The 19,182-nt window shown below is 58.6% G+C and carries 20 protein-coding genes and 1 riboswitch; of the genes, 11 read left to right on the forward strand and 9 right to left on the reverse strand.

Features of this window, described 5'->3' with window-relative positions; genetic code table 11:
- Positions 1-9 precede the first annotated feature (9 nt).
- The gene (locus tag B2P82_RS05285; RefSeq protein ID WP_290495645.1) at positions 10-1,095 is read right to left on the reverse strand and encodes an ATP-grasp domain-containing protein; all 1,086 of its coding nucleotides are present in this window, start codon (positions 1,093-1,095) and stop codon (positions 10-12) included.
- Positions 1,096-1,432: 337 nt separating this feature from the next.
- Here B2P82_RS05285 and cobT point away from each other — a divergent pair, with 337 nt between their 5' ends.
- The 11 genes from cobT to cobD all read left to right on the forward strand — a co-directional run bounded on the left by cobT (position 1,433) and on the right by cobD (position 12,613).
- The gene (gene cobT / locus B2P82_RS05290) at positions 1,433-2,470 is read left to right on the forward strand and encodes a nicotinate-nucleotide--dimethylbenzimidazole phosphoribosyltransferase (RefSeq protein WP_290495647.1); all 1,038 of its coding nucleotides are present in this window, start codon (positions 1,433-1,435) and stop codon (positions 2,468-2,470) included.
- Positions 2,467-3,225 carry an adenosylcobinamide-GDP ribazoletransferase gene (gene cobS / locus B2P82_RS05295; protein WP_290495649.1) on the forward strand — a complete coding sequence of 253 codons (759 nt, stop codon included), beginning with the start codon at positions 2,467-2,469 and terminating at the stop codon, positions 3,223-3,225. The genes cobT and cobS overlap by 4 nt, the downstream gene beginning before the upstream one ends.
- Positions 3,216-3,752, forward strand: coding sequence for an alpha-ribazole phosphatase (cobC, locus tag B2P82_RS05300; protein WP_290495651.1), 537 nt, complete (start codon positions 3,216-3,218; stop codon positions 3,750-3,752). The genes cobS and cobC overlap by 10 nt, the downstream gene beginning before the upstream one ends.
- The gene (cobO, locus tag B2P82_RS05305) at positions 3,749-4,351 is read left to right on the forward strand and encodes a cob(I)yrinic acid a,c-diamide adenosyltransferase (RefSeq protein WP_290495652.1); all 603 of its coding nucleotides are present in this window, start codon (positions 3,749-3,751) and stop codon (positions 4,349-4,351) included. The genes cobC and cobO overlap by 4 nt, the downstream gene beginning before the upstream one ends.
- 56 nt (positions 4,352-4,407) lie before the next feature.
- Positions 4,408-4,596, forward strand: a riboswitch (cobalamin riboswitch).
- A gap of 163 nt (positions 4,597-4,759) precedes the next feature.
- Positions 4,760-6,607 (forward strand): TonB-dependent receptor plug domain-containing protein, encoded by a 1,848-nt coding sequence (locus B2P82_RS05310; RefSeq protein ID WP_290495653.1) that lies wholly within the window; start codon positions 4,760-4,762, stop codon positions 6,605-6,607.
- A gap of 9 nt (positions 6,608-6,616) precedes the next feature.
- Positions 6,617-7,444 carry an ABC transporter substrate-binding protein gene (locus B2P82_RS05315; protein ID WP_290495654.1) on the forward strand — a complete coding sequence of 276 codons (828 nt, stop codon included), beginning with the start codon at positions 6,617-6,619 and terminating at the stop codon, positions 7,442-7,444.
- Positions 7,441-8,433, forward strand: a complete 993-nt coding sequence (locus B2P82_RS05320) for a FecCD family ABC transporter permease (RefSeq protein WP_206992960.1) — start codon at positions 7,441-7,443, stop codon at positions 8,431-8,433. The genes B2P82_RS05315 and B2P82_RS05320 overlap by 4 nt, the downstream gene beginning before the upstream one ends.
- Positions 8,426-9,187: an ABC transporter ATP-binding protein gene (locus tag B2P82_RS05325; protein ID WP_206992959.1), complete on the forward strand. Its 762-nt coding sequence runs from the start codon at positions 8,426-8,428 to the stop codon at positions 9,185-9,187. Before B2P82_RS05320 ends, B2P82_RS05325 begins: the two co-directional genes overlap by 8 nt.
- Complete coding sequence (locus tag B2P82_RS05330) at positions 9,184-10,668, forward strand: cobyric acid synthase (protein WP_290495655.1); 1,485 nt, start codon at positions 9,184-9,186, stop codon at positions 10,666-10,668. The genes B2P82_RS05325 and B2P82_RS05330 overlap by 4 nt, the downstream gene beginning before the upstream one ends.
- Positions 10,668-11,618 (forward strand): adenosylcobinamide-phosphate synthase CbiB, encoded by a 951-nt coding sequence (cbiB, locus tag B2P82_RS05335; protein ID WP_290495657.1) that lies wholly within the window; start codon positions 10,668-10,670, stop codon positions 11,616-11,618. Before B2P82_RS05330 ends, cbiB begins: the two co-directional genes overlap by 1 nt.
- Positions 11,615-12,613 (forward strand): threonine-phosphate decarboxylase CobD, encoded by a 999-nt coding sequence (cobD, locus tag B2P82_RS05340; protein WP_290495659.1) that lies wholly within the window; start codon positions 11,615-11,617, stop codon positions 12,611-12,613. The genes cbiB and cobD overlap by 4 nt, the downstream gene beginning before the upstream one ends.
- Here cobD and cobU read toward each other — a convergent pair.
- The 8 genes from cobU to ccoO form a co-directional block, all read right to left on the reverse strand.
- Complete coding sequence (gene cobU, locus B2P82_RS05345) at positions 12,597-13,106, reverse strand: bifunctional adenosylcobinamide kinase/adenosylcobinamide-phosphate guanylyltransferase (RefSeq protein ID WP_290495661.1); 510 nt, start codon at positions 13,104-13,106, stop codon at positions 12,597-12,599. The two genes, cobD and cobU, sit on opposite strands and share 17 nt — an antisense overlap.
- Positions 13,107-13,182: 76 nt before the next feature.
- Positions 13,183-13,335, reverse strand: a complete 153-nt coding sequence (gene ccoS, locus B2P82_RS05350; protein WP_084333195.1) for a cbb3-type cytochrome oxidase assembly protein CcoS — start codon at positions 13,333-13,335, stop codon at positions 13,183-13,185.
- Positions 13,336-13,341: 6 nt separating this feature from the next.
- Positions 13,342-15,585: a heavy metal translocating P-type ATPase gene (locus tag B2P82_RS05355; RefSeq protein ID WP_290495663.1), complete on the reverse strand. Its 2,244-nt coding sequence runs from the start codon at positions 15,583-15,585 to the stop codon at positions 13,342-13,344.
- Positions 15,582-16,094, reverse strand: coding sequence for a FixH family protein (locus B2P82_RS05360; RefSeq protein ID WP_290495665.1), 513 nt, complete (start codon positions 16,092-16,094; stop codon positions 15,582-15,584). Before B2P82_RS05360 ends, B2P82_RS05355 begins: the two co-directional genes overlap by 4 nt.
- Complete coding sequence (ccoG, locus tag B2P82_RS05365; RefSeq protein WP_290495667.1) at positions 16,091-17,563, reverse strand: cytochrome c oxidase accessory protein CcoG; 1,473 nt, start codon at positions 17,561-17,563, stop codon at positions 16,091-16,093. The genes B2P82_RS05360 and ccoG overlap by 4 nt, the downstream gene beginning before the upstream one ends.
- Before the next feature lie 8 nt (positions 17,564-17,571).
- Positions 17,572-18,456 carry a cytochrome-c oxidase, cbb3-type subunit III gene (ccoP, locus tag B2P82_RS05370; RefSeq protein WP_290483420.1) on the reverse strand — a complete coding sequence of 295 codons (885 nt, stop codon included), beginning with the start codon at positions 18,454-18,456 and terminating at the stop codon, positions 17,572-17,574.
- On the reverse strand, positions 18,449-18,610 hold the full coding sequence (locus tag B2P82_RS05375; protein ID WP_206992951.1) for a cbb3-type cytochrome c oxidase subunit 3: 162 nt from the start codon (positions 18,608-18,610) through the stop codon (positions 18,449-18,451). Before B2P82_RS05375 ends, ccoP begins: the two co-directional genes overlap by 8 nt.
- Before the next feature lie 12 nt (positions 18,611-18,622).
- Positions 18,623-19,182 (reverse strand): cytochrome-c oxidase, cbb3-type subunit II (gene ccoO, locus B2P82_RS05380; protein WP_290495669.1); only part of this gene is annotated, 560 nt, incomplete at its 5' end.

The raw sequence follows: 19,182 nt of genomic DNA on the forward strand, positions 1-19,182 counted from the left end.
GACATCGTTTCAGCGTCGGGATGACGAAACCACCGACAAGGTGGGATGATCATTACAATAGGCTTTGATGCAAGCAGTGAACCAATCGAATGTCTGGTCCACGCGGGTGACTGCATCGCGTTGGCGCGACAAAACGCTGGCCTCGCCATGGGGCAACCAGAAATACGGATTGGCCTCCCATATGATGATGTGCCCATCTGGACGGATGCTATAGTCGACCGCGGCAAAGTCCAGCCCGAGCGCCCTGACCGCCTGAACGAGTTCCTGCGCCTCTTCCAAAGGCGCGGAGAAATATGCCTTGTCTGCAGCAACCAGGTCGGCTCGCAAACGCTCATGATAGCCAAAATATTTTGCCAGACGCCGCAGTCGGCTCGCCTCCCGCTGGAACAGACTGTTGGACAGACCAACAATTCTCTCGGTCGAGAAGAACAGGTGAGATGCCAGAACACGGTCACCACACACGAACGCTCGGGTCTTGTGGTGATAGCGCGAAAAGAGATCGGAGCGGGGCCTGCCAACGTCACAGTATTCCTGACGGATGTCATACAGCTTCAGAACAACTGCTGGCAGTAACCCCTCACTGTCCAGCGCCTTTGCGTCCTCAGCCTTGAACAGGGTCGCAACCCGTCTTTGTGCATGCTCCTGATCACTTCGGACGATACAGGGAAGTCCGATTTGCTCGATCGCGCCAGCCATCTCCTCCAATGTCGATGCCGACGCTGCGGCGGCGCATGGTACGCCTGCGTCAGCCCAGATATGCGCCTGCCTGGATTTGGTCGTGTTGCTGAGCGCGTCTGGATGGTTGAGGATACGAATCCCTCGATCAACCGCCTGTTCGGCAATGGCCACAGCATCAACATAACAGGCCGGGTACTTCTGCATCAGAGGATCGCCCAGCCAGAAGATGACCAGCCCCACACCCTCAAAGTTGGCGGACCCGGAGCCGGTGCGATGGATCCGGATATCCTTGAGCAAGGGATCAGACTTCGCTGCCAGCCGTTTCAGGAAAACATCGCCTGTCGGCACTTTGCGGCCGCGACCCGCGCCATGCGTGATGAAGAGAATCTTGCTGTTGCCGGAGGCGTACATACGCACCTTGGTCTCGAATCCTGACAGTCGCACAATCGTCGCGACACACAGACTCTACGACGCAAAAGGTATGCCAAGATAGAGAAACAAGCACAGGATGCATGCGCCCGAGTGAGGCGAGACTGTGTGGCCCTTGGCGCCACCGAACCTTGCCCGCCGACTTAGTTGTGACGCCCGGATTTTCAGGCTGCGCAGGACATGCGGAAGCAGGTCGGAAAGCCGCGCGACTGACGCCGAACCTCCAGGAAAAAGCTGACATGAGAAATTTGCCGAGCCTGTACAATCGCCTCCGATGCTGCCTAGAACCCCGCCACACGATTTAAGTAAACGGGCATTCTTCATCATGCAGACACCTACAGATACGGATGCATCCCATTCTGAAGCGCAATTTGAAGCTCAGATTCGCGCAGCAATCGACGGCAAAACCAAACCAGTTGGCGCGCTGGGGGGGATCGAAACGCTTGCTGTTCAGATCGCGCAGATCCAGAAATCCCTGACGCCTCGCGCGGACACATGCAGGCTCACCATCTTTGCAGCTGACCATGCCATGGCAACAGCGGGTGTCTCGGCATTCCCGCAGGATGTGACCCGCCAGATGGTGCTCAACTTTCTTTCCGAGGGCGCAGCCGCCAATGTCTTCGCCCGTTCTGTTGGCGCGAGCGTCCGCGTGGTTGACGCTGGAGTAGCTGGACAGCTGATCGATCACCCAGGCCTGATCCCACGTCGGATCGCAGCAGGCACGGCCAACGCCATTGAGCGGCCCGCCATGACCCCCTCCGAACACGCTGCTGCGCTGTCTTCCGGGTCAGCGCTGGGTCATGAAGGCGACGAAGCGGTTGCGTGTTTTGGCGAGATGGGCATCGGCAACACATCTTCGGCAAGCCTCGTGGCGGCCAAAATACTCGGAGTGCCAGTTGCCGACCTGACCGGACGGGGCACAGGTCTCGACGATGATGGTCTTCGCCACAAATGCGAACTGTTGGAAAAAGCTGCAAACCGGACGAACGATAAACTGGAAGCTGGTCTGGCGCTCCAGGAGTATGGCGGCTTCGAGATTGCCATGATGGCCGGCGCCATGATCGGAGCGGCAGCGAGCGGCAAGATTGTCATCGTGGACGGCTTCATTGCGACAGTCGCCGCATTGGCCGCTGAAGCGATTTCACCCGGTTGCCGGAAGAGCATGATCTTTGCGCACCAATCCGCAGAGGCCGGACATGCGCGTGTACTGGACGCGCTAAAGGCCAAGCCATTACTGCATCTGGACATGCGCCTGGGCGAGGGTACGGGCGCATTGCTCGCTTTTCCGCTTGTGAAGGCAGCCGCAGCGATGCTGCGCGAGATGGCGAACTTCGAGAGCGCCGGAGTGAGTGGCCCGGCATGAATGGCGAACTCGCCAAACTCGTACTCGCTGTGCAATTTCTGACTCGGCTACCGCTCAGAACAGACAAGATGTTCACACCGGAACGCATGGCGCAAGCGCCGAGATATTTCCCCCTGGTCGGCATACTTGTGGGGCTCGTGAGTGCGGGCGTCTTCTGGATCGCCGCGCTGGTCCTGCCGGACTTCATGGCGGCGTTGCTGGCGGTCAGCGCAGGCCTGCTGCTGACAGGTGCGTTCCATGAGGATGGCTTGGCCGACACGTTTGACGGCATTGGCGGCGGACATACACCTGTTCGTGCAATGGAAATCATGAAGGATAGTCGGCTCGGCACATATGGGGCCGCCGCGCTGTTCCTCGCGCTCGCAATCAAGGTGGGTGCGCTGTCGGCGATACCCCCAATCTGGGTCTGCGCTGCCCTGCCCGTTGCGCATTGCGTCTCTCGGTTCTCAGCTGTGTGTGTGATCGCGACCAGCCGGTATGTGCGGGAGGAAGGTACGGGAAAGCCTGTGGCAACGGGTATATCTGCGTCCAGCTTGATAATTGCCGGTTTCACAGCGTTGGGTGCTGTTGCAGTCGGTGCTGTCCTGTTTCCTTTCGTCTCACTCCTGTCCGGTATTGTTTCATTGTGTTTCGCGCATGTTCTAATGCGCCTGTTCTTTGAGCCCAAACTGGGGGGCTATACGGGCGACACGCTCGGCGCGGTACAGCAAGCAAGCGAGATCGGATTCTATCTGGGGCTCCTCGCATGGCTCTGACCCTCCTTCGGCATACAACGCCTGATGTCGCACCCGGCACCTGTTATGGTCGAACTGACCTGGCGCTCGCGACCTCTTTTGCGGACGAGGCCAGCATCGTTCTGGCCGGACTGCCACGGATAGACCGCATCGTATCGAGCCCGCTGACCCGGTGCGCTGAGCTTGCCGAATTCGTCGGAAAACGGAGTGGGCTGAACATCATCCGGGATGAACGACTGGTCGAGATGGATTTCGGAACATGGGAGATGAAGCCCTGGAACGAATTGCCGAGACATGAACTCGATGCCTGGGCATCGGACTTCCTCCATGCGAGGCCTCATGAGGGGGAAAGCGTCGCCATGCTGACCGCCCGCACTCAGAACGCCATAGCCGAACTCAACCACCCCGACAGCCACACTCTGGTCGTGACCCATGCCGGCGTGATCAAGGCAGCTTTTGCCGCGCTCGGCGGCCACCATCACTATCAGAGCTCGGTCGCCTATGGCGGCCTCATCACGCTGCTGGAACACCCAGGAAACGCGACATGACCGACGACACTTCCCATACTGAAAAGATGAAGGCGCTGCAGGCAGAGCAACGCAAGAAGACCGACGCGGCCGACGTGCCTGACCGCGGGCTGGTGCTGGTTCACACGGGAAATGGCAAGGGCAAGTCGAGTTCGGCCTTCGGCGTCATTGCCCGTGCCCTCGGCTGGGGCCATCGCGTGGGGGTCGTCCAGTTCATCAAGGGCAAATGGATTACCGGTGAACGACAATTCTTCGACAAGTTCCCCGATCAACTCGAATGGCACACAATGGGTGAAGGCTTCACTTGGGACACACAGGACAAGGCTCGCGACATCGTCGCCGCCGAGGCAGCGTTCGACCGTGCGAAAACCATGATGGCAAATGGCTCCTACAATCTTGTTGTGCTGGATGAGATCAACATCGCCATGCGCTATGACTATCTCTCAACCCACGCTGTTGTCGAGGGACTGAAAGCGCGCGACAGCCAGACCAGCGTCATCCTGACGGGGCGCGATGCCAAACCGGAACTTTGCGACTATGCCGATCTTGTCAGCGAGATGGTCGAGGTGAAGCACCCCTTCAAAGCGGGGCTCAAAGCCAAGCGTGGCGTCGACTTCTGACCATTTTGCCGCGCGTCCTGTAATAGCGGCAGTATTGACAGGTCGCGAGGCTTGCAACATTACCACGTTCAGATGGTGCTTTCTGCAAGGAAAGCTAAGAGGGAAGCCGATGTGAATTCGGCGCTGTACCCGCAACTGTGAGCCGGGAGTTGAAGGCCATACAGCCACTGGAGCAATCGCTCTGGGAAGGCGGCCTGAGACGACGATCGGTGAGCCAGGAGACCTGCCATCGCGTCGTTCGTCCGGAGGCCGGGAATAGTTCTCAGCGGGCGGGAAGGCTTCAAGCCTATCCTTTGTAACGACATCCGAACCCTTGGGCCTGGCCGTCCGCACCAATCACAAGGTGAGGCCAGATTGTCGTTATGAACTGCATCCACCATTCGGGCGGCTGGGATGCGAGGAAAAGATATGTTCTACAAAACCGCCCTGCTGGGGGCTGTTGCGTTCGGCTTTACCGTCTCGGCGACCGCCCAGACTGCAAGCATCGAAGAAACCAAACTCGATACGATCATCGTCAATGGATCACGCCTTGACCAGACGATGACCGAAATTGGCTCAAGTGTCTCCGTCATCACGCGGGACGACCTGGAAGAGTTGGGCGTCGACTTTGCCCTGGACGCTATTGCAACCGCGCCCGGTCTCACGGTCAACCAGAACGGCGCCTTTGGCGGCAACGCCAGCGTGCGTATACGCGGTGCTTCCAATGACCAGACATTGGTGCTGATCGACGGCGTACCCGTAAACGATCCGACCGGCACCGGTGGCGGCTACAACTTCGCTTATCTGGACACAGACACCATTGAGCGTATCGAAGTGCTGAAAGGCCCGCAATCGACGCTCTGGGGGAGTGATGCCATTGGCGGCGTCGTGTCCATCACGACCAAGCGCCCCACAGAAGGCTTGTCAGGCACGGTGTTCGGCGAATACGGCTCCTTCAATACATTGCGCGGCGGCGCGTCGATCAGCAATGCGAATGAAATCGGTGATTTCCGGCTCGCGGCTACCGGACTGACCACAGATGGTATTTCCAAAGCGGATGAGGCGAATGGTAACTCCGAAGACGACGGCTACGACTCACAGACGGTCTCGGCCAAAGGCGGTTTGAACCTGCCGGCCAGTGTTCGTCTCGAAACCAGCCTGATGTGGAGCGACGCAGAGTCTGAATATGACAGCTATGCGTTCGGTGCGCAGGGCAGCGTGGCGGATGGTGATGAGGTCACGAATTCGGAGACGCTGTCTGGAAACATCACCCTGAAAGCGCCACTGTTCGATGGCCGACTCGAGAACCTTGTTCAGATTGGCTATGCCGATATTGAACGCGAAAATACGTCAAACGGTGTCCAGAGTTATTTCACCGAAGGTGACCGCGTGCTGTTTCGCTATCAGGGCACATTCGCCATCAACGACACAAATACATTGGCCTTTGGAACGGAGCGCGAAGAGACAAGTGCCAATGAGCAAGAGTCCTCGATTGACAGTTTGTTTGCGCTCTACGAATTCAAACCCGTGGACAGTTTGACACTGACAGGCGGAATTCGGGTCGACGATCAAAAGACTTTCGGCTCTGAAACAACGGGTCGCGTGGCAGCAGCCTGGACCGCAACAGATCAGCTCACCTTCAAGGCAAGCTGGGGTCAGGGCTTCAAGGCACCCAGCATCTTTCAGTCGACCTATATCTGCACCTTCTGTGGACTGACCGCCCCCAATACCAACCTCAAGGCTGAAACCTCCGAGGCTTATGACATTGGTGTGCAATGGCAGTCTGCTAACGAGCGCATCGTCCTTGGTGCAACCCTGTTCGATCAGGAAACCGAGAACATGATCGATTTCTCTTACACGGCTGGCTACGACAATATCGCCCTTGTGGACTCGCAGGGGGTCGAGTTGACTGGCGCTTATGCGATCAATAACTGGCTGGGTATCGCGGCGAGTTATACGTTCATTGACTCAGAGGATGGCAACGGAAACGCATTGGCCCGCCTCCCGGAAAGCACCGGGCACATCTCAGCTTCTTTTGATCCAGACGGCCCCTTCTCTGGCGCAGTGCTCGTTCGCTATAATGGCGAAGAAGCCAATACAGACGGATCCGAACTCGACAGCTGGACACGCGTCGACCTGACCGGCAGCTATGATCTCAATGATACAGTCGAAATCTATGGCCGGATCGAGAACCTGCTCGATGAGGAGTACCAGCAGATCCTGGGATATGGCACACCCGGACTGTCCGGATCTGTCGGCGTGCGGCTCCGCTACTAGGACATCTCCATGTCGAGGCTGATAATCCCAATTCTTGCGCTTCTTCTGTCTGCTTGCGGACAGGCCGGCAAGAATGTGCTCACAAAGCCTGAGCGCCCTGCCCGGATTGTCAGCCTCGACTATTGCGCCGACCAGTATGTTTTGAAGCTTGTCGACCGGGAACGCATCCTGGCCTTGTCGCCGGATGCGGGCCGGGAATTTTCCTATATGCGGGATACCGCCGGCGGCATCGCGACCGTCAGGCCAAACGCCGAGAATGTACTGATCCTCAAGCCCGACCTTGTTGTACGGTCCTATGGCGGCGGACCGAATGCCGCCGCGTTCTTCGAGAAGGCAGGCGTGCCTGTGGTGGAAGTTGGTTGGACGCCTGACATTCCTTCAGTGATGAAAAACACGCAACGCATCGCCAACGAGTTGGGAGAGCCTGAGCGGGGTGCGGTCGTGAACACTGAGATGCAACACCGCCTTGCGCGGTTGAGAAAGCGCGAGACTGGCCAGACCGCATTGTACATGACGCCCGCAGGTGTAACGACCGGCCCGGGCTCGCTGATTCATGAAATGATTGTGGCGGCGGGCCTGACCAATATGGAAACAGAACATGGCTGGCGATCCATCCCGTTGGAAACGCTTGCCTATGAGAAACCTGATGTCGTAGCGGCTGCCTTCTTCGGATCGCGCACCAATTATCCGGACGCGTGGAGTCCGATGAAGCACCCTGTCGCAAAGGCGCAGCTTACCCAGAGCGAAGTCGTATCGCTTGAAGGCGCGTGGACCTCGTGCAGCGGCTGGTTCTTGATGGATGCCGTCGAGGCGTTGGCCGGAAAGGGCGGACAATGACGCGTGAAACCCTGCTCATGCCGACATTAATCGCCGCAAGTGTGTTGGCAATTCTCTCGGCATGCTTCCTCGGATCAACCGCCCTGCCCGCCGACCGGTTGCTGGCAGCCCTCTTCGGGGGAGCGGAAGCGGGCGACCGCCTGGTCGTTTGGCAGATACGGCTGCCGCGGGCGATCGCGGCTTACATCGTCGGGGCCGCGCTGGGCATCAGCGGCGCTGCCTTGCAGGGCTTGCTGAGGAACCCTCTGGCAGAACCGGGAGTTCTCGGGGTTTCAGCCTCGGCCTCGCTTATGGCTACGTTCGCGCTCTATTACGGGATCGCCTCGATCACGCCCTGGGCCGTACCGATTGCCGCGATCATTGGTGCACTGACGGCAACAGCTCTCATTACCATCGCCGCATTGCGCACCCAGTCTGTTGTCACGCTCATCCTGATCGGTGTTGGCCTGTCGAGCTTTGCTGGCGCGGCCATGAGTCTGTTGATGAACCTGGCACCGAACCCGTTTTCACTATCTGACATGATCAACTGGATGCTGGGCTCAGTTGCCAATCGCAGCTTTGACGAAATTACGCTGGCGGCGCCCTTCATCCTTGCGGGCGGCGCAACTCTGTTTGCTACGCGGCGCGGCCTGTCGGCGCTGACTCTCGGCGAAGAGGCAGCAGCAGGGATTGGCCTCAATCTGCGGCGCCAGCAGATATTCACCGTGGTTGGCGCGGGTCTGGCAACCGGTGGCGCGGTGGCGCTGGCTGGAGCAATTGGCTTTGTCGGCATTGTTGCGCCTCATATCATTCGTCCCTTCGTCGGGCATGACCCAGCGCGCTCGCTTGTGCCGTCTGCGCTGTTCTCCGGATTGATCCTGGTCGTCGCTGACATTTTCGTTCGCCTGATGCCGACGTCAGCGGAGCTTAAACTCGGCGTTGTCGCGGCGCTCATCGGTGCACCCGCTTTTGTCTGGATCGCGATGCAAAGGCGGACCGGAAATGACTGATCTCGTCGTCGAAAACATCTCCGTTCTCGCAAGGGAGAGTGTGCTGGTAGACGATGCCAGCTTCCGCCTCGGCTGTGGCGAGTTCGTCGCGCTGCTTGGTCCGAATGGTGCGGGCAAGACGAGCCTGATCCGCGCCGGTCTGGGCCTGCAATCGGCGAGTGCGGGGCTCAGCTTGCTTGGCGGTAAACCGGTTGATGCTCTCTCACCGACGCAGCGCGCCCGGCAAATAGCCTACCTTCCCCAGACCCGGCCGCTTGCCTGGCCGAATAGTGTCCGTGACGTCGTATCCCTTGGGCGGTTCAGCCACGGAGCGCCGTTGGGCCGCTTGAAAGGATTAGACGCCGAAGCCGTTGACCGCGCGCTTCAGGCCTGCGGACTTCTGGAACTGGCGGGGCGCCGCACGGATACGCTTTCAGGCGGGGAGCTGGCCCGCGTCCATTGTGCGCGCGCGTTTGCCGCCGAAGCGCCTTTGCTCATCGCGGATGAGCCCATAGCTGCGCTGGACCCCCGTCAGCAATTTCGGATTCTCGACCTGATCCGCACCTATGTGGACCAAGGTGGCGGCGCACTGGTCGTGCTCCATGATATTCAACTCGCTGCACGCTACGCCTCTCGCATGATCTGGATGAAGGATGGGCGTATTGAAGCGGATGGCCCTCCGTCCGAAACACTGACAGCCGAGCGAATGAGAGACATTTATGGCGTTGCGGCACGGGTCGAGGGGTTGAACATTCATATTGACGGTGCCGCATGACCGCCCGCGCACTGATGTTGCAAGGCACTGGCTCGGATGTCGGCAAGTCTGTCCTGACGGCGGCCCTTTGCCGGATCGCGCGGCGCCGAGGCCTGAGTGTTGCCCCCTTCAAACCTCAAAACATGTCCAACAATGCCGCCGCCTGTCCAACGGGGGGTGAAATTGGCCGCGCTCAGGCGCTGCAGGCGCGTGCGGCAGGCCTGGATCCCCATGTTGACATGAATCCGGTACTGCTGAAGCCCCAGACAGACCGCACCGCGCAGCTCGTCGTACATGGCAGGGCTACTCACGCCATGGAGGCCGCAGACTATATGGCCAATCGCGACCAGTTGATGGGCGCAGTCATGGAAAGCTTTGGCCGACTTACCAATGCGTACGACCTGGTCATTGTCGAGGGCGCTGGCAGCCCGGCGGAAATAAATCTGCGCGACCGGGACATAGCAAATATGGGGTTTGCCCGACGCGCGGGCGTTCCAGTTTGTCTGGTTGGCGACATCGAGAAAGGTGGCGTCATTGCCAGCCTTGTTGGAACACGGAGTGTAATTGAAAAGAAAGATAGTGCGATGATCCGCGCCTTTCTGGTGAACAAGTTCAGGGGCGATTTAAAGCTGTTTGATGAAGGCGTGACGGAAATCGAAACACGCGCCAAGTGGCCGTGCCTCGGCGTGATACCCTGGTTGCCCGCCGCCTCGAAACTGCCTGCCGAAGACACGCTCGTCCTGGACACGCCACTCACACCCTCTGGAAAGGCTTTGAAAATCGCCGCACCCATACTGTCGCGGATTGCAAATTTCGACGATGCCGACCCCCTCAAGCTTGAGGAGAACGTCAAATTCAGTTGGATTCCTCCGGGCCAGGCCATTCCGCGCAACACGGATGTCGTTATCCTGTTTGGCACGAAATCAACACTCGGTGATCTCGCCTTCCTGCGCGCACAGGGTTGGGACCACGACATCATCGCGCACGCACGTGCGGGAGGCCGGGTGCTCGGTATTTGTGGAGGATACCAGATGCTTGGCAATCGGGTCTCTGACCCTTTCGGCGTCGATGGTGACCCGGGCGAGGCAGCCGGCCTTGGATTGCTCGACGTCGATACGATCATGACCCGGCACAAGGAAGTGAAACCTGTTAGCAGAGCCGTGACGGCCCTGGGACCGACTACATCCGGTTACGTCATTCATGCTGGTCGCACGTCAGGCCCTGATGCGAGCCGGCCATTCATAAATTTTGGTGCGGAGCAGGATGGCGCGCGCAGCGCAAATGGCCGGATCGAAGGAACATATCTGCACGGAGCATTCGCAGGTAATGAGTTTCGCCGCGCGTGGCTGGAACAGGCCGGACATTTTCGCGGGGCAAATCTCGACTATGGTGCGGCAGTGGACACAGCTCTTGACGAATTGGCCGATGGCGTCGAGCAAGCCGTGGATGTTGATGCGCTGCTGAAGCTTGCGGAGGAGCCTGGTTGGCGCCGGAAAGCTTGATGGGGTTCACGCCGTTGATACTGTGCGCATGGGGGTTGGAGGTTACAATTGGTTGGCCTCAACAACTGTTTCGCCGAATTGGTCACCCCGTGACATGGCTGGGCGGGGTAATCGGCACCGCGGACCAGATGCTCAACCGCCCGGATTGGTCGCACGGGGTTCGTTACCTGATCGGCGGATTTGCAAGTGCGGTTCTCGTATTGAGTGTCGCCGCTCTGGCGCACGCCATTTCGAGCCTGTTGCCTCCAACGCTTGTCGGAACTGTTCTGGAAGCAGCCATCGCCTCAAGCCTCATCGCGTCCCGTAGCCTTCATTCGCACGTGGCTGACGTGGCGAAACCGCTAACGGCCGGAGATATCAGTGGAGCACGCCAGGCGGTTTCATTGATCGTGGGCCGGGACCCTGCGCAACTGGAGGAAGATGGCATCGCGCGCGCAGCGCTGGAAAGCCTGGCCGAAAACATGTCTGACGGCGTGATTGCTCCGGTATTCTGGGGGCTTGTATTCGGATTGCCGGGAATTGCTGCGTACAAAGCCATCAACACACTCGATTCGATGATCGGGCATCGCAGTGACCGGCACTATGCGTTCGGTGGTGTTGCCGCAAGACTGGATGACGCGGCAAATTTCTTTCCGGCGCGCCTGACGGGCTTGCTCCTCGCCTTCACCTCCCTGAAGGGACAAGCGTGGAGAGTGATGCTGAGAGACGCAAGACGACACCGTTCTCCCAATGCTGGATGGCCTGAAGCTGCAATGGCCGGCGCGCTTGGCATTCGGCTGTCGGGACCGCGCGCATATGAAGGACGCACCACCAGTCAGCCCTGGCTAAATGGTGGTGCGAGAGATCCGGCGCGGGGTGATGTGTTGAGGGGACTGGCGCTGTACCGCCGCTCATGCGCGGTGGCATTCGCATTGGTGGCATTGGTCGTATTCAGAGCGTACATGTTATGAGGCACGATCTCGTTCACGGTGGCTCCCTCGACAAGATACGCGCCGCATTTCCAAATGCATCAGGGCCATGGATAGATCTATCGACCGGAATCAATCCGTGGCCCTATCCCGTACCGGATGTTTCGCCAGATACGCTGAATGCCCTGCCGACCCGCGACGCATATCAACAATGCCGAGCCGCCATGGCATCGGTCATTGGCGCGCCCGCTGACACATTGGCGCTTGCGCCTGGAAGTGAATTGCTGATCCGGCTGTTGCCGCAGATCATTTCTCCGAAACGTGTCGCGGTTCTGACCCCCACTTATGGGGATCATGCGCAAGTTTGGCGTACCGCAGGATGTGACGTCTTAGAGACTACTTCCCCCCTGTCTTTATCCAGTGACGTAGACGCCGTCGCCATCTGCAACCCAAACAATCCTGATGGGCGTCTCTTCCATCCGGATGAACTGGAGGCAGCTCGTGCGAAGCTGGCAGAGCGGGGCGGATGGCTGATCGTGGACGAGGCGTATACTGACCTTGCACCAGAACTCAGCCTCGCCCGACATGCCGGGGCACCCGGCTTGATTGTGTTGCGGTCCTTTGGAAAATTCTACGGGCTCGCTGGCCTGCGCCTTGGCGCAATCATCGCTTCCGAAGATATACTGCGACCGATATCAAACCTTCTCGGTGTTTGGCCCGTATCCGGATTGGCGCTCGACATTGGCAAGCGCGCCTATCAAGACACTTCCTGGCAAGTCAGCACACGAGCGCGGCTTGACGATGCCCGAAGACGTCTGGACGAGATATTGGTGGGCACCGGAATCAAGGAGATTCACGGAACCAATCTTTTTCGGTTTGTTGAGTGCAAAGATGCTCATCTGATCTGGAGACGACTCGCCGAGCGCGGCATTTACGTGCGTCGCTTTTCCTGGTCGAACCAGCATCTGCGTTTTGGCCTCATCGCGAACGAAGCGGCAGAGACGCGATTGCGGGAAGCGCTCAGCCTTTCAGTCTGAGCGGAAGGCCGGCAGCGACAAAATCTACCTGATCGCAAACAGCAGCAACCTTCTGGTTCAGCCGCCCCTGTGCATCCCGAAAAGCCCGTCCCAAAGATGTCTCTGGCACCAACCCCAGGCCAATTTCATTAGAGACGAGTGCAATCTGCGCCTGTGACGACTGGAGCGCATTACAAAGCGCCAAAGTATCCTGCTCTATATCTCGATTGTGGTGGAATAGATTGGAGAGCCAGAGCGTCAGGCAATCTATGAGTACGGACTCACCCGGATTGATCTCCCCCTGAATCACGGACACCAGATCAAGCGGCGCTTCAATTGTTCGCCAGCCTTCACCGCGATCGGCCTGATGCCGTTTGATCCTGTCGGTCATTTCGGCATCGAGTGCCTCGGCGGTTGCCACGAACAGGCGGTGCGGCGAGGCGGCCTCTGCGAGAGCCTGCGCGCAGGCGCTTTTACCGGATCGTGCGCCCCCCAGAATGAGGAATTTCGTCATCGGCTCAATAAGCAGAATTGCATCGGCTTGGCCAAATTATTCGTCTCGGTTCATGTGCGCTCAGTCGGCGGCTGGATCAGGCGGGTGTATCGTCGTCGTTATCCAGAATGCGATAGGCAGGTCCCTGCATGTCGTCAAACTGACCCGAGCGGATCGACCATACAAACGCGCCCAACCCCAGCAGGCCAAGTGCCAGAGCAACTGGAATAAGATAGATGATGATGGTCATAGACCTTTAGTTCTCGATCTGCAGCCGCATTGCGTTGAGGGTTACAATAATTGAGGACAGCGACATGGCAATGGCGGCGATCAGAGGTGTAACGTGCCCCGTCACCGCGATCGGAACAGCGACAATATTGTAGGCAGCCGCCAGCGCAAAATTCTGCCGCATGACCGCCCGCGTCTTTCGTGCGACGCGCAGAATGACCGGAATGGCTTCGAGCCCCCCACTATATACGGCGTCGCTGGCTGACTGGGTGATGTCGATAGCGGCTCCCGGTGCCAAAGATGCATGGGCCAGGGACAAAGCGCCGGCATCGTTCAGGCCGTCCCCCACCATCAGGACGCGGCGGCCATCGGCGCGGAGACTCTCCAGACGGGCGACCTTTTCCTGCGGTGTGGCTTCTCCGGTCCAGTCGCTGATCCCGAGGGCCCCAGCCAGCGAGGCAACGGCGCTATTCTGATCTCCCGACACTATCTCCAACTCGATGCCTTGGTCTCGAAGCGTCTCAAGCGCCTCAGCAGCACCCGGCTGTACATCATCAACGAAACGAAATTGGACCGCTGGAGTGTCGCCCTGATCTAGCCACAAGGATGGGCCGTGCAGAGCGCCTTTCGCTGCTGCACCTGTCCAGCCGGCCGAGCCCAGCCGCCAAACCTGACCATCCACTTCCGCCTCAAGACCGCGCCCGGCAATTTCATGTACACCTTCCAGCACAGTTCCCGGTCCCGCGATGGCCACGAGGGCACGCGAAAGCGGATGATGGCTGACACGGGCCATGCTGGCAGCATCTGCAAGCATGGCCGCAGCCTCAGTCGACGCAAGTGGCACCGGGCAGCCATTCTGCTGAATGCCTTCTAGTTTCGGCGTACCGAGAGTAAGTGTCCCGGTCTTGTCAAAGACGATATGATCCACTTCGGCAAGACGCTCAAAGGCATCCCCGGACCGTAGATAGACGCCCTTGCGAAACAGTCGCCCCGCCGCCACGACTTGAGCCACTGGCGCCGCGAGGGCGAGCGCACACGGGCAGGTAATGATGAGGGTCGCTGCGGCGATCATCAGCGCCTCTGGCAGTGACGCGCCAAGCAGCAACCAACCGACACAGGCGAGCACCGCTGTCGTATGAACGAACGGCACGTAGATGGAAACGGCACGGTCGGCGATCCGGCGATAGGCAGACCGGCGCTGCTCACCAGCCTCCAGCATCTCGCCAATTTGTGACAGCAACGACTCTTCAGCGACCTTCAACGCCTCACCACGAAGGGGTCCGGTCACGTTGATCGCGCCCGCATGAAGCGTCATTCCCGGAGAGAATGTACGGGGCAGAGATTCACCCGTCACCAGGCTCTCATCCACATCGCTGATGCCTGTGAGAATACGCATATCCACCATTGCGCGCTCTCCTGGCGCGAGCAGGATGCGATCCCCTGCCGCAATGTCGCTGGCCGCAACAGAGACGGCGCTTCCATTGTCGTTCAGGCGGGTGACAGCACTTGTCTGCATTGCCGCCAGGGCATTCGCTGCCGCATGCGCCTGCCGACGGAGACGCGCATCCAGGAACCGTCCGATCAACAGGAAGAAGCACAACATCACGACGGCGTCGAAATAGGCGTGTTCACCGCCGCGTATCGTTTCAAAAACGCTAACCCCAAACGCGAGGCTCAGCGCCAGTGAGATTGGGACATCCATGTTCGCATGCCCCTTGCTGAGCGCGGCCCATGCCGAGCGAAAGAAGTGGCGCCCGGAAAACAGGAGGACTGGAAGAGCAATTATCCCGGAGAGCGCATGCAGCGTTTTGCGTGTCGCCTCGCCCATCTCGCCATGTCCGGCCCAGACAGACACCGACAGCAACATGATGTTGGCGGCCGCAAAGCCTGCGACGCCCATCGAGATGAGGAGGGAGCGTTCTTCGCGCGCCTTGTCGGCTGCGCCGGTATCGGCTGCCTGCGCCGAAACACCATAACCGAGATCGGATATCGTCTGGGCAATCCGGTCAGCGGCAAGCGGGCCGGTCCACCGCACCCGCATCTGTCCGTTCGAAAGGTTCAACCGTGCCTGCGTCACACCCGGCAGGGCCGAGACGGATTTTTCAATCTTGCTGAGGCAGCCACCGCACTTCGCCCCCCGCACAAGGAGATCGATCGCGCGCTCGTCTCCGACAATCCGAACAAAGCCCGAATATCCCCTTTTGGTATCTCGCGTGGCTGCAGGTGCAAGACCAGAGGGGCATCCGGGTACGGAGGGAATCGCTGTCGTCACGGCAGAATCACGATCCGCTTGTTCGCACGGAACACCACCTCGTCTCCCTCAGCATCAAAGACCTTGAACTGAGCGTCCCATCTACCAGCCGGTAAATCGGCAACACTCGTGACATAGTCACCTGAACCATGAGACTCGAGCACTACGACCTCGTCGTGCGTCGTACTGCCGGGATGGCGCAACTCGACAGATACCAAACGCGCCGAAATGGGCTCGCCAGCGGAGTCAGCCAGATTGAACACAAGATTTTCGTCATACAGGCCAGCCGCAGCGCTCCATCCGAGCAGGTCTTGCGAGGCCTTCGCGTCCAGCGTGCTGTTATAGTCCAAACCCTGCAGGTAGGACTTCTTCACATCCTCACCCGGAAAGCTGGTAATCGCATGATAGAGGAAAATACCGTTCACCGTGAACATGAGACCGAAGAAGCCCAGCATGATCCAGAACACATGCCATCCGGTCAATTTTCCACTCTTGGAACTCGGGTCAGCGCTCAGCGCATGGTCTGTCATTGTTCATCTCCTCTGAACGAAGATATGTTTACATCGGTCTCACCCGTGGCCGCGTCGCGCACCGTGAACGTCACTTGTCGGCGAGGAACGGTCGCATCTGCCACTACGAGGATGCGGTAGCGATCCACCCCAAATGCCTCCACAGGCAATTCGAGCGTGTCGCTGCCTTCATGCTCCATACCGATCACCTTGAACGCCCCCCCTTCCAATCCACTGACATCAAGCAGCATTGTACGGGGTTCACTTGCCTTGTTCACGAGCTTGAGTGTGTAACCGTTCTGAATACGTCCGTCCGAAAGGGTGACAAAGGGGGGCGAGCGATCCTTGAGTATGTTTGCTTCAATGGTCGACTTGGTGGCAAGCCCCCACGCCATCAGACTCCCGATGGCAAGCATGACAACAGCATAGACGACAGTACGTGCTCGAATCAGTTTGTGCTTGGGCGGGATCAGCCCTTCATTTCGCGCAGCCACGGCAATCTGTGTATCATAGGCAATAAGACCCTTGGGCCGATCTACCTTCGCCATGATCTCGTCGCACGCATCGATGCATAGTGCGCAATGGATGCATTCGAGTTGCTCACCATCCCGGATATCGATGCCCATCGGACAAACCTGAACACATTGATTGCAATCAATGCAATCGCCACGGTCGTCCCAGCTCTCGGATTTACGCTTCGGACCTCGGGGTTCACCGCGGTCATAGCGATAGGTCACATTGAGGGCCTGCTCATCTGTCAAAGCGCCCTGAATGCGCGGCCAGGGGCACATATAAGTGCACACCTGTTCGCGCATCGTCCCTGCCAGGAAATAAGTTGTCAATGTGAGGATTCCGGCGAACCAATAGGCGGTCAGGGGCGCATCACCGGTAAACCAGCCAGCAGCGACAGTCGGTGCGTCATGCCAGTAGAGAATGAAAGCGCCACCGGTCCAGAATGCGATAACAAGCCAGACAGCATGTTTGCCCAGTTTTCTCGCGATCTTGTTTGCCGTCCAAGGTGCTTTGTCGAGACGCATGCGGGCCGCACGGTCACCCTCAAAGGCGCGCTCGACCCATATGTAGAGATCGGTCCAAACGGTTTGTGGGCATGTGTATCCGCACCAGACCCGACCAAGCAGGGAGGTCACAAGAAACAACAATAGGGAGGCGAGTATCAGCCCGCCAGCCATGTAGTGGATGTCCTGCGGCCAGAGTTCGATAAAGAAAAAGTAGAATTTTTCGCTGGAGAAGTCTGCCAACACAGCCTGATCTGGAATGCCTTCACCGCGATTCCATCTTACCCATGGCAAGCCATAGTAAACACCCAGAGTGGCGGCCATCACAATCCATTTGATCGTCCGGAACTTGCCATGCGCGAGCTTGGGGTAGATCTGCTTGCGCTTGGCGTAGAGGTCTTCATGCCGCGGTGGCTCCCCGCCTGATTGGGCAGGGAGTTCCGAAGCGTGGTCGATCAAGGTTGTGCTGGCCATAGTGGCTCCTACTCGCCGCCGCCGAGCGAATGTACGTAAACGGCAATCGCCTTGATAGTTGCGTCATCCAATCGGTCGTCCCAAGCTGGCATGTGGGAATTGCGGGCATTGTAGATAGTGGCTTCGATGTCCGCTTCGCGGTCACCATACAGCCACTCTGCATCCGTCAAATTTGGTGCCCCTTGGGTGCGATCTCCGGTCCCGTCCGCCCCATGACAAGTAGCGCATTGCTGCTGAAAGATTGGTGCGGCCCGCAATACAGCTTCCGGATCATCACTGTGCCCTGACAGATCAAGAACGTACTGCGCAAGATCATCCACTTCGCTGCGCTTCAGCAGGCCATCTCGTCCAAATGCCGGCATCGCGGAAAAGCGGGTTCCATCATCGGTATCGTGACGGATACCGTGTCGGATCGTGTATTCGATACCGTCCAGGGAACCATCCCAAAGCCAAACGTCATCTGCCAGCGCCGGGTACCCAATGGCGCCGCGCCCACCTGCCCCATGGCAAGTTGCGCAATTGTCGCCGAAGGCACTTTCACCCATGGCCAACGCAAACTGCTGCAAGGTGCGGTCGGTTTCGATCTTTTCGAGCCCAGCATCCAAAAGGACGATGGATTGTGCGTCACGCGCCGTCTTGAGTTCGCTCACCGCCTTGGCGACTTCAACTCGATCTGAATGTCCGCGAAGACCTTTGGTGTTGGTACCGAGTCCCGGCAACGCAGGTATGGCCGGCATCAGGATCATGTAGACAATCGCCCAAGCAATTGACATGTACCAGACATACAACCACCAGCGCGGCAGCGGATTGTTCAGCTCCTTGATTCCGTCCCACGAGTGTCCGGTCGTCTCAACGCCGGAATGTTGGTCAATGTCCTTGGATTCATCAGTCATTTGACGGCCCCTTGTCTTCAAGCGGAGAATTGGCGGCGCGGTCGAAAGTTTCCTGGTTGCTGGGCCACAAGGCGTAGATCAATGCCCCGGCAAACATGAGGACGAAATAGACCAGGCCACCGGTCTGAGCGAAACTTGAGAGTGCTTCATACATGCGAGTTGCCTCCTAGCGCCGATTGCTGAGGTCATCAGCTTCATAGGTCGAGAAGTCGACGAGCGTGCCGGTCATTTGAAGATAGGCCACAATGGCATCCATCTCCGTGACGCGCCGAGGATCACCATCATAGTCGCGAAACTCAACGGAGCCCTCGCGCCCGGATGCGCCATCATATTGTTCAAGTAAGCCATCTAGATAATCATATCCTTTTTCGTCTGGATCGGCCTGAGCGTAGAGGTGCCCTTCCGCGTTCTCGATCATTTCATCTGTATAAGGCACGCCAAGCATGCGCTCGGTGCGAAGGCGATCCTCAATCCGGTCGAAGTTCAGCTTCTTCTCTGCAAGAAAGGCATACGGCGGCATGACACTTTCCGGCACCAGCGCACGCGGATCCTTGAGGTGGTCCACTTGCCATTCAGCAGAATACTTTCCACCAACACGGGCCAAATCGGGACCAGTCCGCTTGGACCCCCACTGGAAAGGATGGTCGTACATACTTTCTGCCGCGAGTGAGTAGTGGCCATAGCGTTCCACTTCATCCCGCAAAGGGCGCACCATCTGGCTGTGGC

It is taken from the genome of Hyphomonas sp. UBA4494, assembly GCF_002388935.1.
Lineage (GTDB): Bacteria > Pseudomonadota > Alphaproteobacteria > Caulobacterales > Hyphomonadaceae > Hyphomonas.

Excerpts from the sequence above, each read along its gene's own strand:
- ccoS (WP_084333195.1), bottom strand. The coding sequence starts at position 13,335 with ATGACCATCATCATCTATCTTATTCCAGTTGCTCTGGCACTTGGCCTG.
- cobT (WP_290495647.1), top strand. The coding sequence starts at position 1,433 with ATGCAGACACCTACAGATACGGATGCATCCCATTCTGAAGCGCAATTT.
- B2P82_RS05320 (WP_206992960.1), top strand. The coding sequence starts at position 7,441 with ATGACGCGTGAAACCCTGCTCATGCCGACATTAATCGCCGCAAGTGTG.
- cobO (WP_290495652.1), top strand. The coding sequence starts at position 3,749 with ATGACCGACGACACTTCCCATACTGAAAAGATGAAGGCGCTGCAGGCA.
- cobS (WP_290495649.1), top strand. The coding sequence starts at position 2,467 with ATGAATGGCGAACTCGCCAAACTCGTACTCGCTGTGCAATTTCTGACT.
- B2P82_RS05325 (WP_206992959.1), top strand. The coding sequence starts at position 8,426 with ATGACTGATCTCGTCGTCGAAAACATCTCCGTTCTCGCAAGGGAGAGT.
- B2P82_RS05360 (WP_290495665.1), bottom strand. The coding sequence starts at position 16,094 with ATGACAGACCATGCGCTGAGCGCTGACCCGAGTTCCAAGAGTGGAAAA.
- B2P82_RS05375 (WP_206992951.1), bottom strand. The coding sequence starts at position 18,610 with ATGTATGAAGCACTCTCAAGTTTCGCTCAGACCGGTGGCCTGGTCTAT.
- ccoP (WP_290483420.1), bottom strand. The coding sequence starts at position 18,456 with ATGACTGATGAATCCAAGGACATTGACCAACATTCCGGCGTTGAGACG.
- cobD (WP_290495659.1), top strand. The coding sequence starts at position 11,615 with ATGAGGCACGATCTCGTTCACGGTGGCTCCCTCGACAAGATACGCGCC.
- B2P82_RS05330 (WP_290495655.1), top strand. The coding sequence starts at position 9,184 with ATGACCGCCCGCGCACTGATGTTGCAAGGCACTGGCTCGGATGTCGGC.
- cbiB (WP_290495657.1), top strand. The coding sequence starts at position 10,668 with ATGGGGTTCACGCCGTTGATACTGTGCGCATGGGGGTTGGAGGTTACA.
- cobU (WP_290495661.1), bottom strand. The coding sequence starts at position 13,106 with ATGACGAAATTCCTCATTCTGGGGGGCGCACGATCCGGTAAAAGCGCC.
- B2P82_RS05315 (WP_290495654.1), top strand. The coding sequence starts at position 6,617 with ATGTCGAGGCTGATAATCCCAATTCTTGCGCTTCTTCTGTCTGCTTGC.
- B2P82_RS05310 (WP_290495653.1), top strand. The coding sequence starts at position 4,760 with ATGTTCTACAAAACCGCCCTGCTGGGGGCTGTTGCGTTCGGCTTTACC.
- cobC (WP_290495651.1), top strand. The coding sequence starts at position 3,216 with ATGGCTCTGACCCTCCTTCGGCATACAACGCCTGATGTCGCACCCGGC.
- ccoG (WP_290495667.1), bottom strand. The coding sequence starts at position 17,563 with ATGGCCAGCACAACCTTGATCGACCACGCTTCGGAACTCCCTGCCCAA.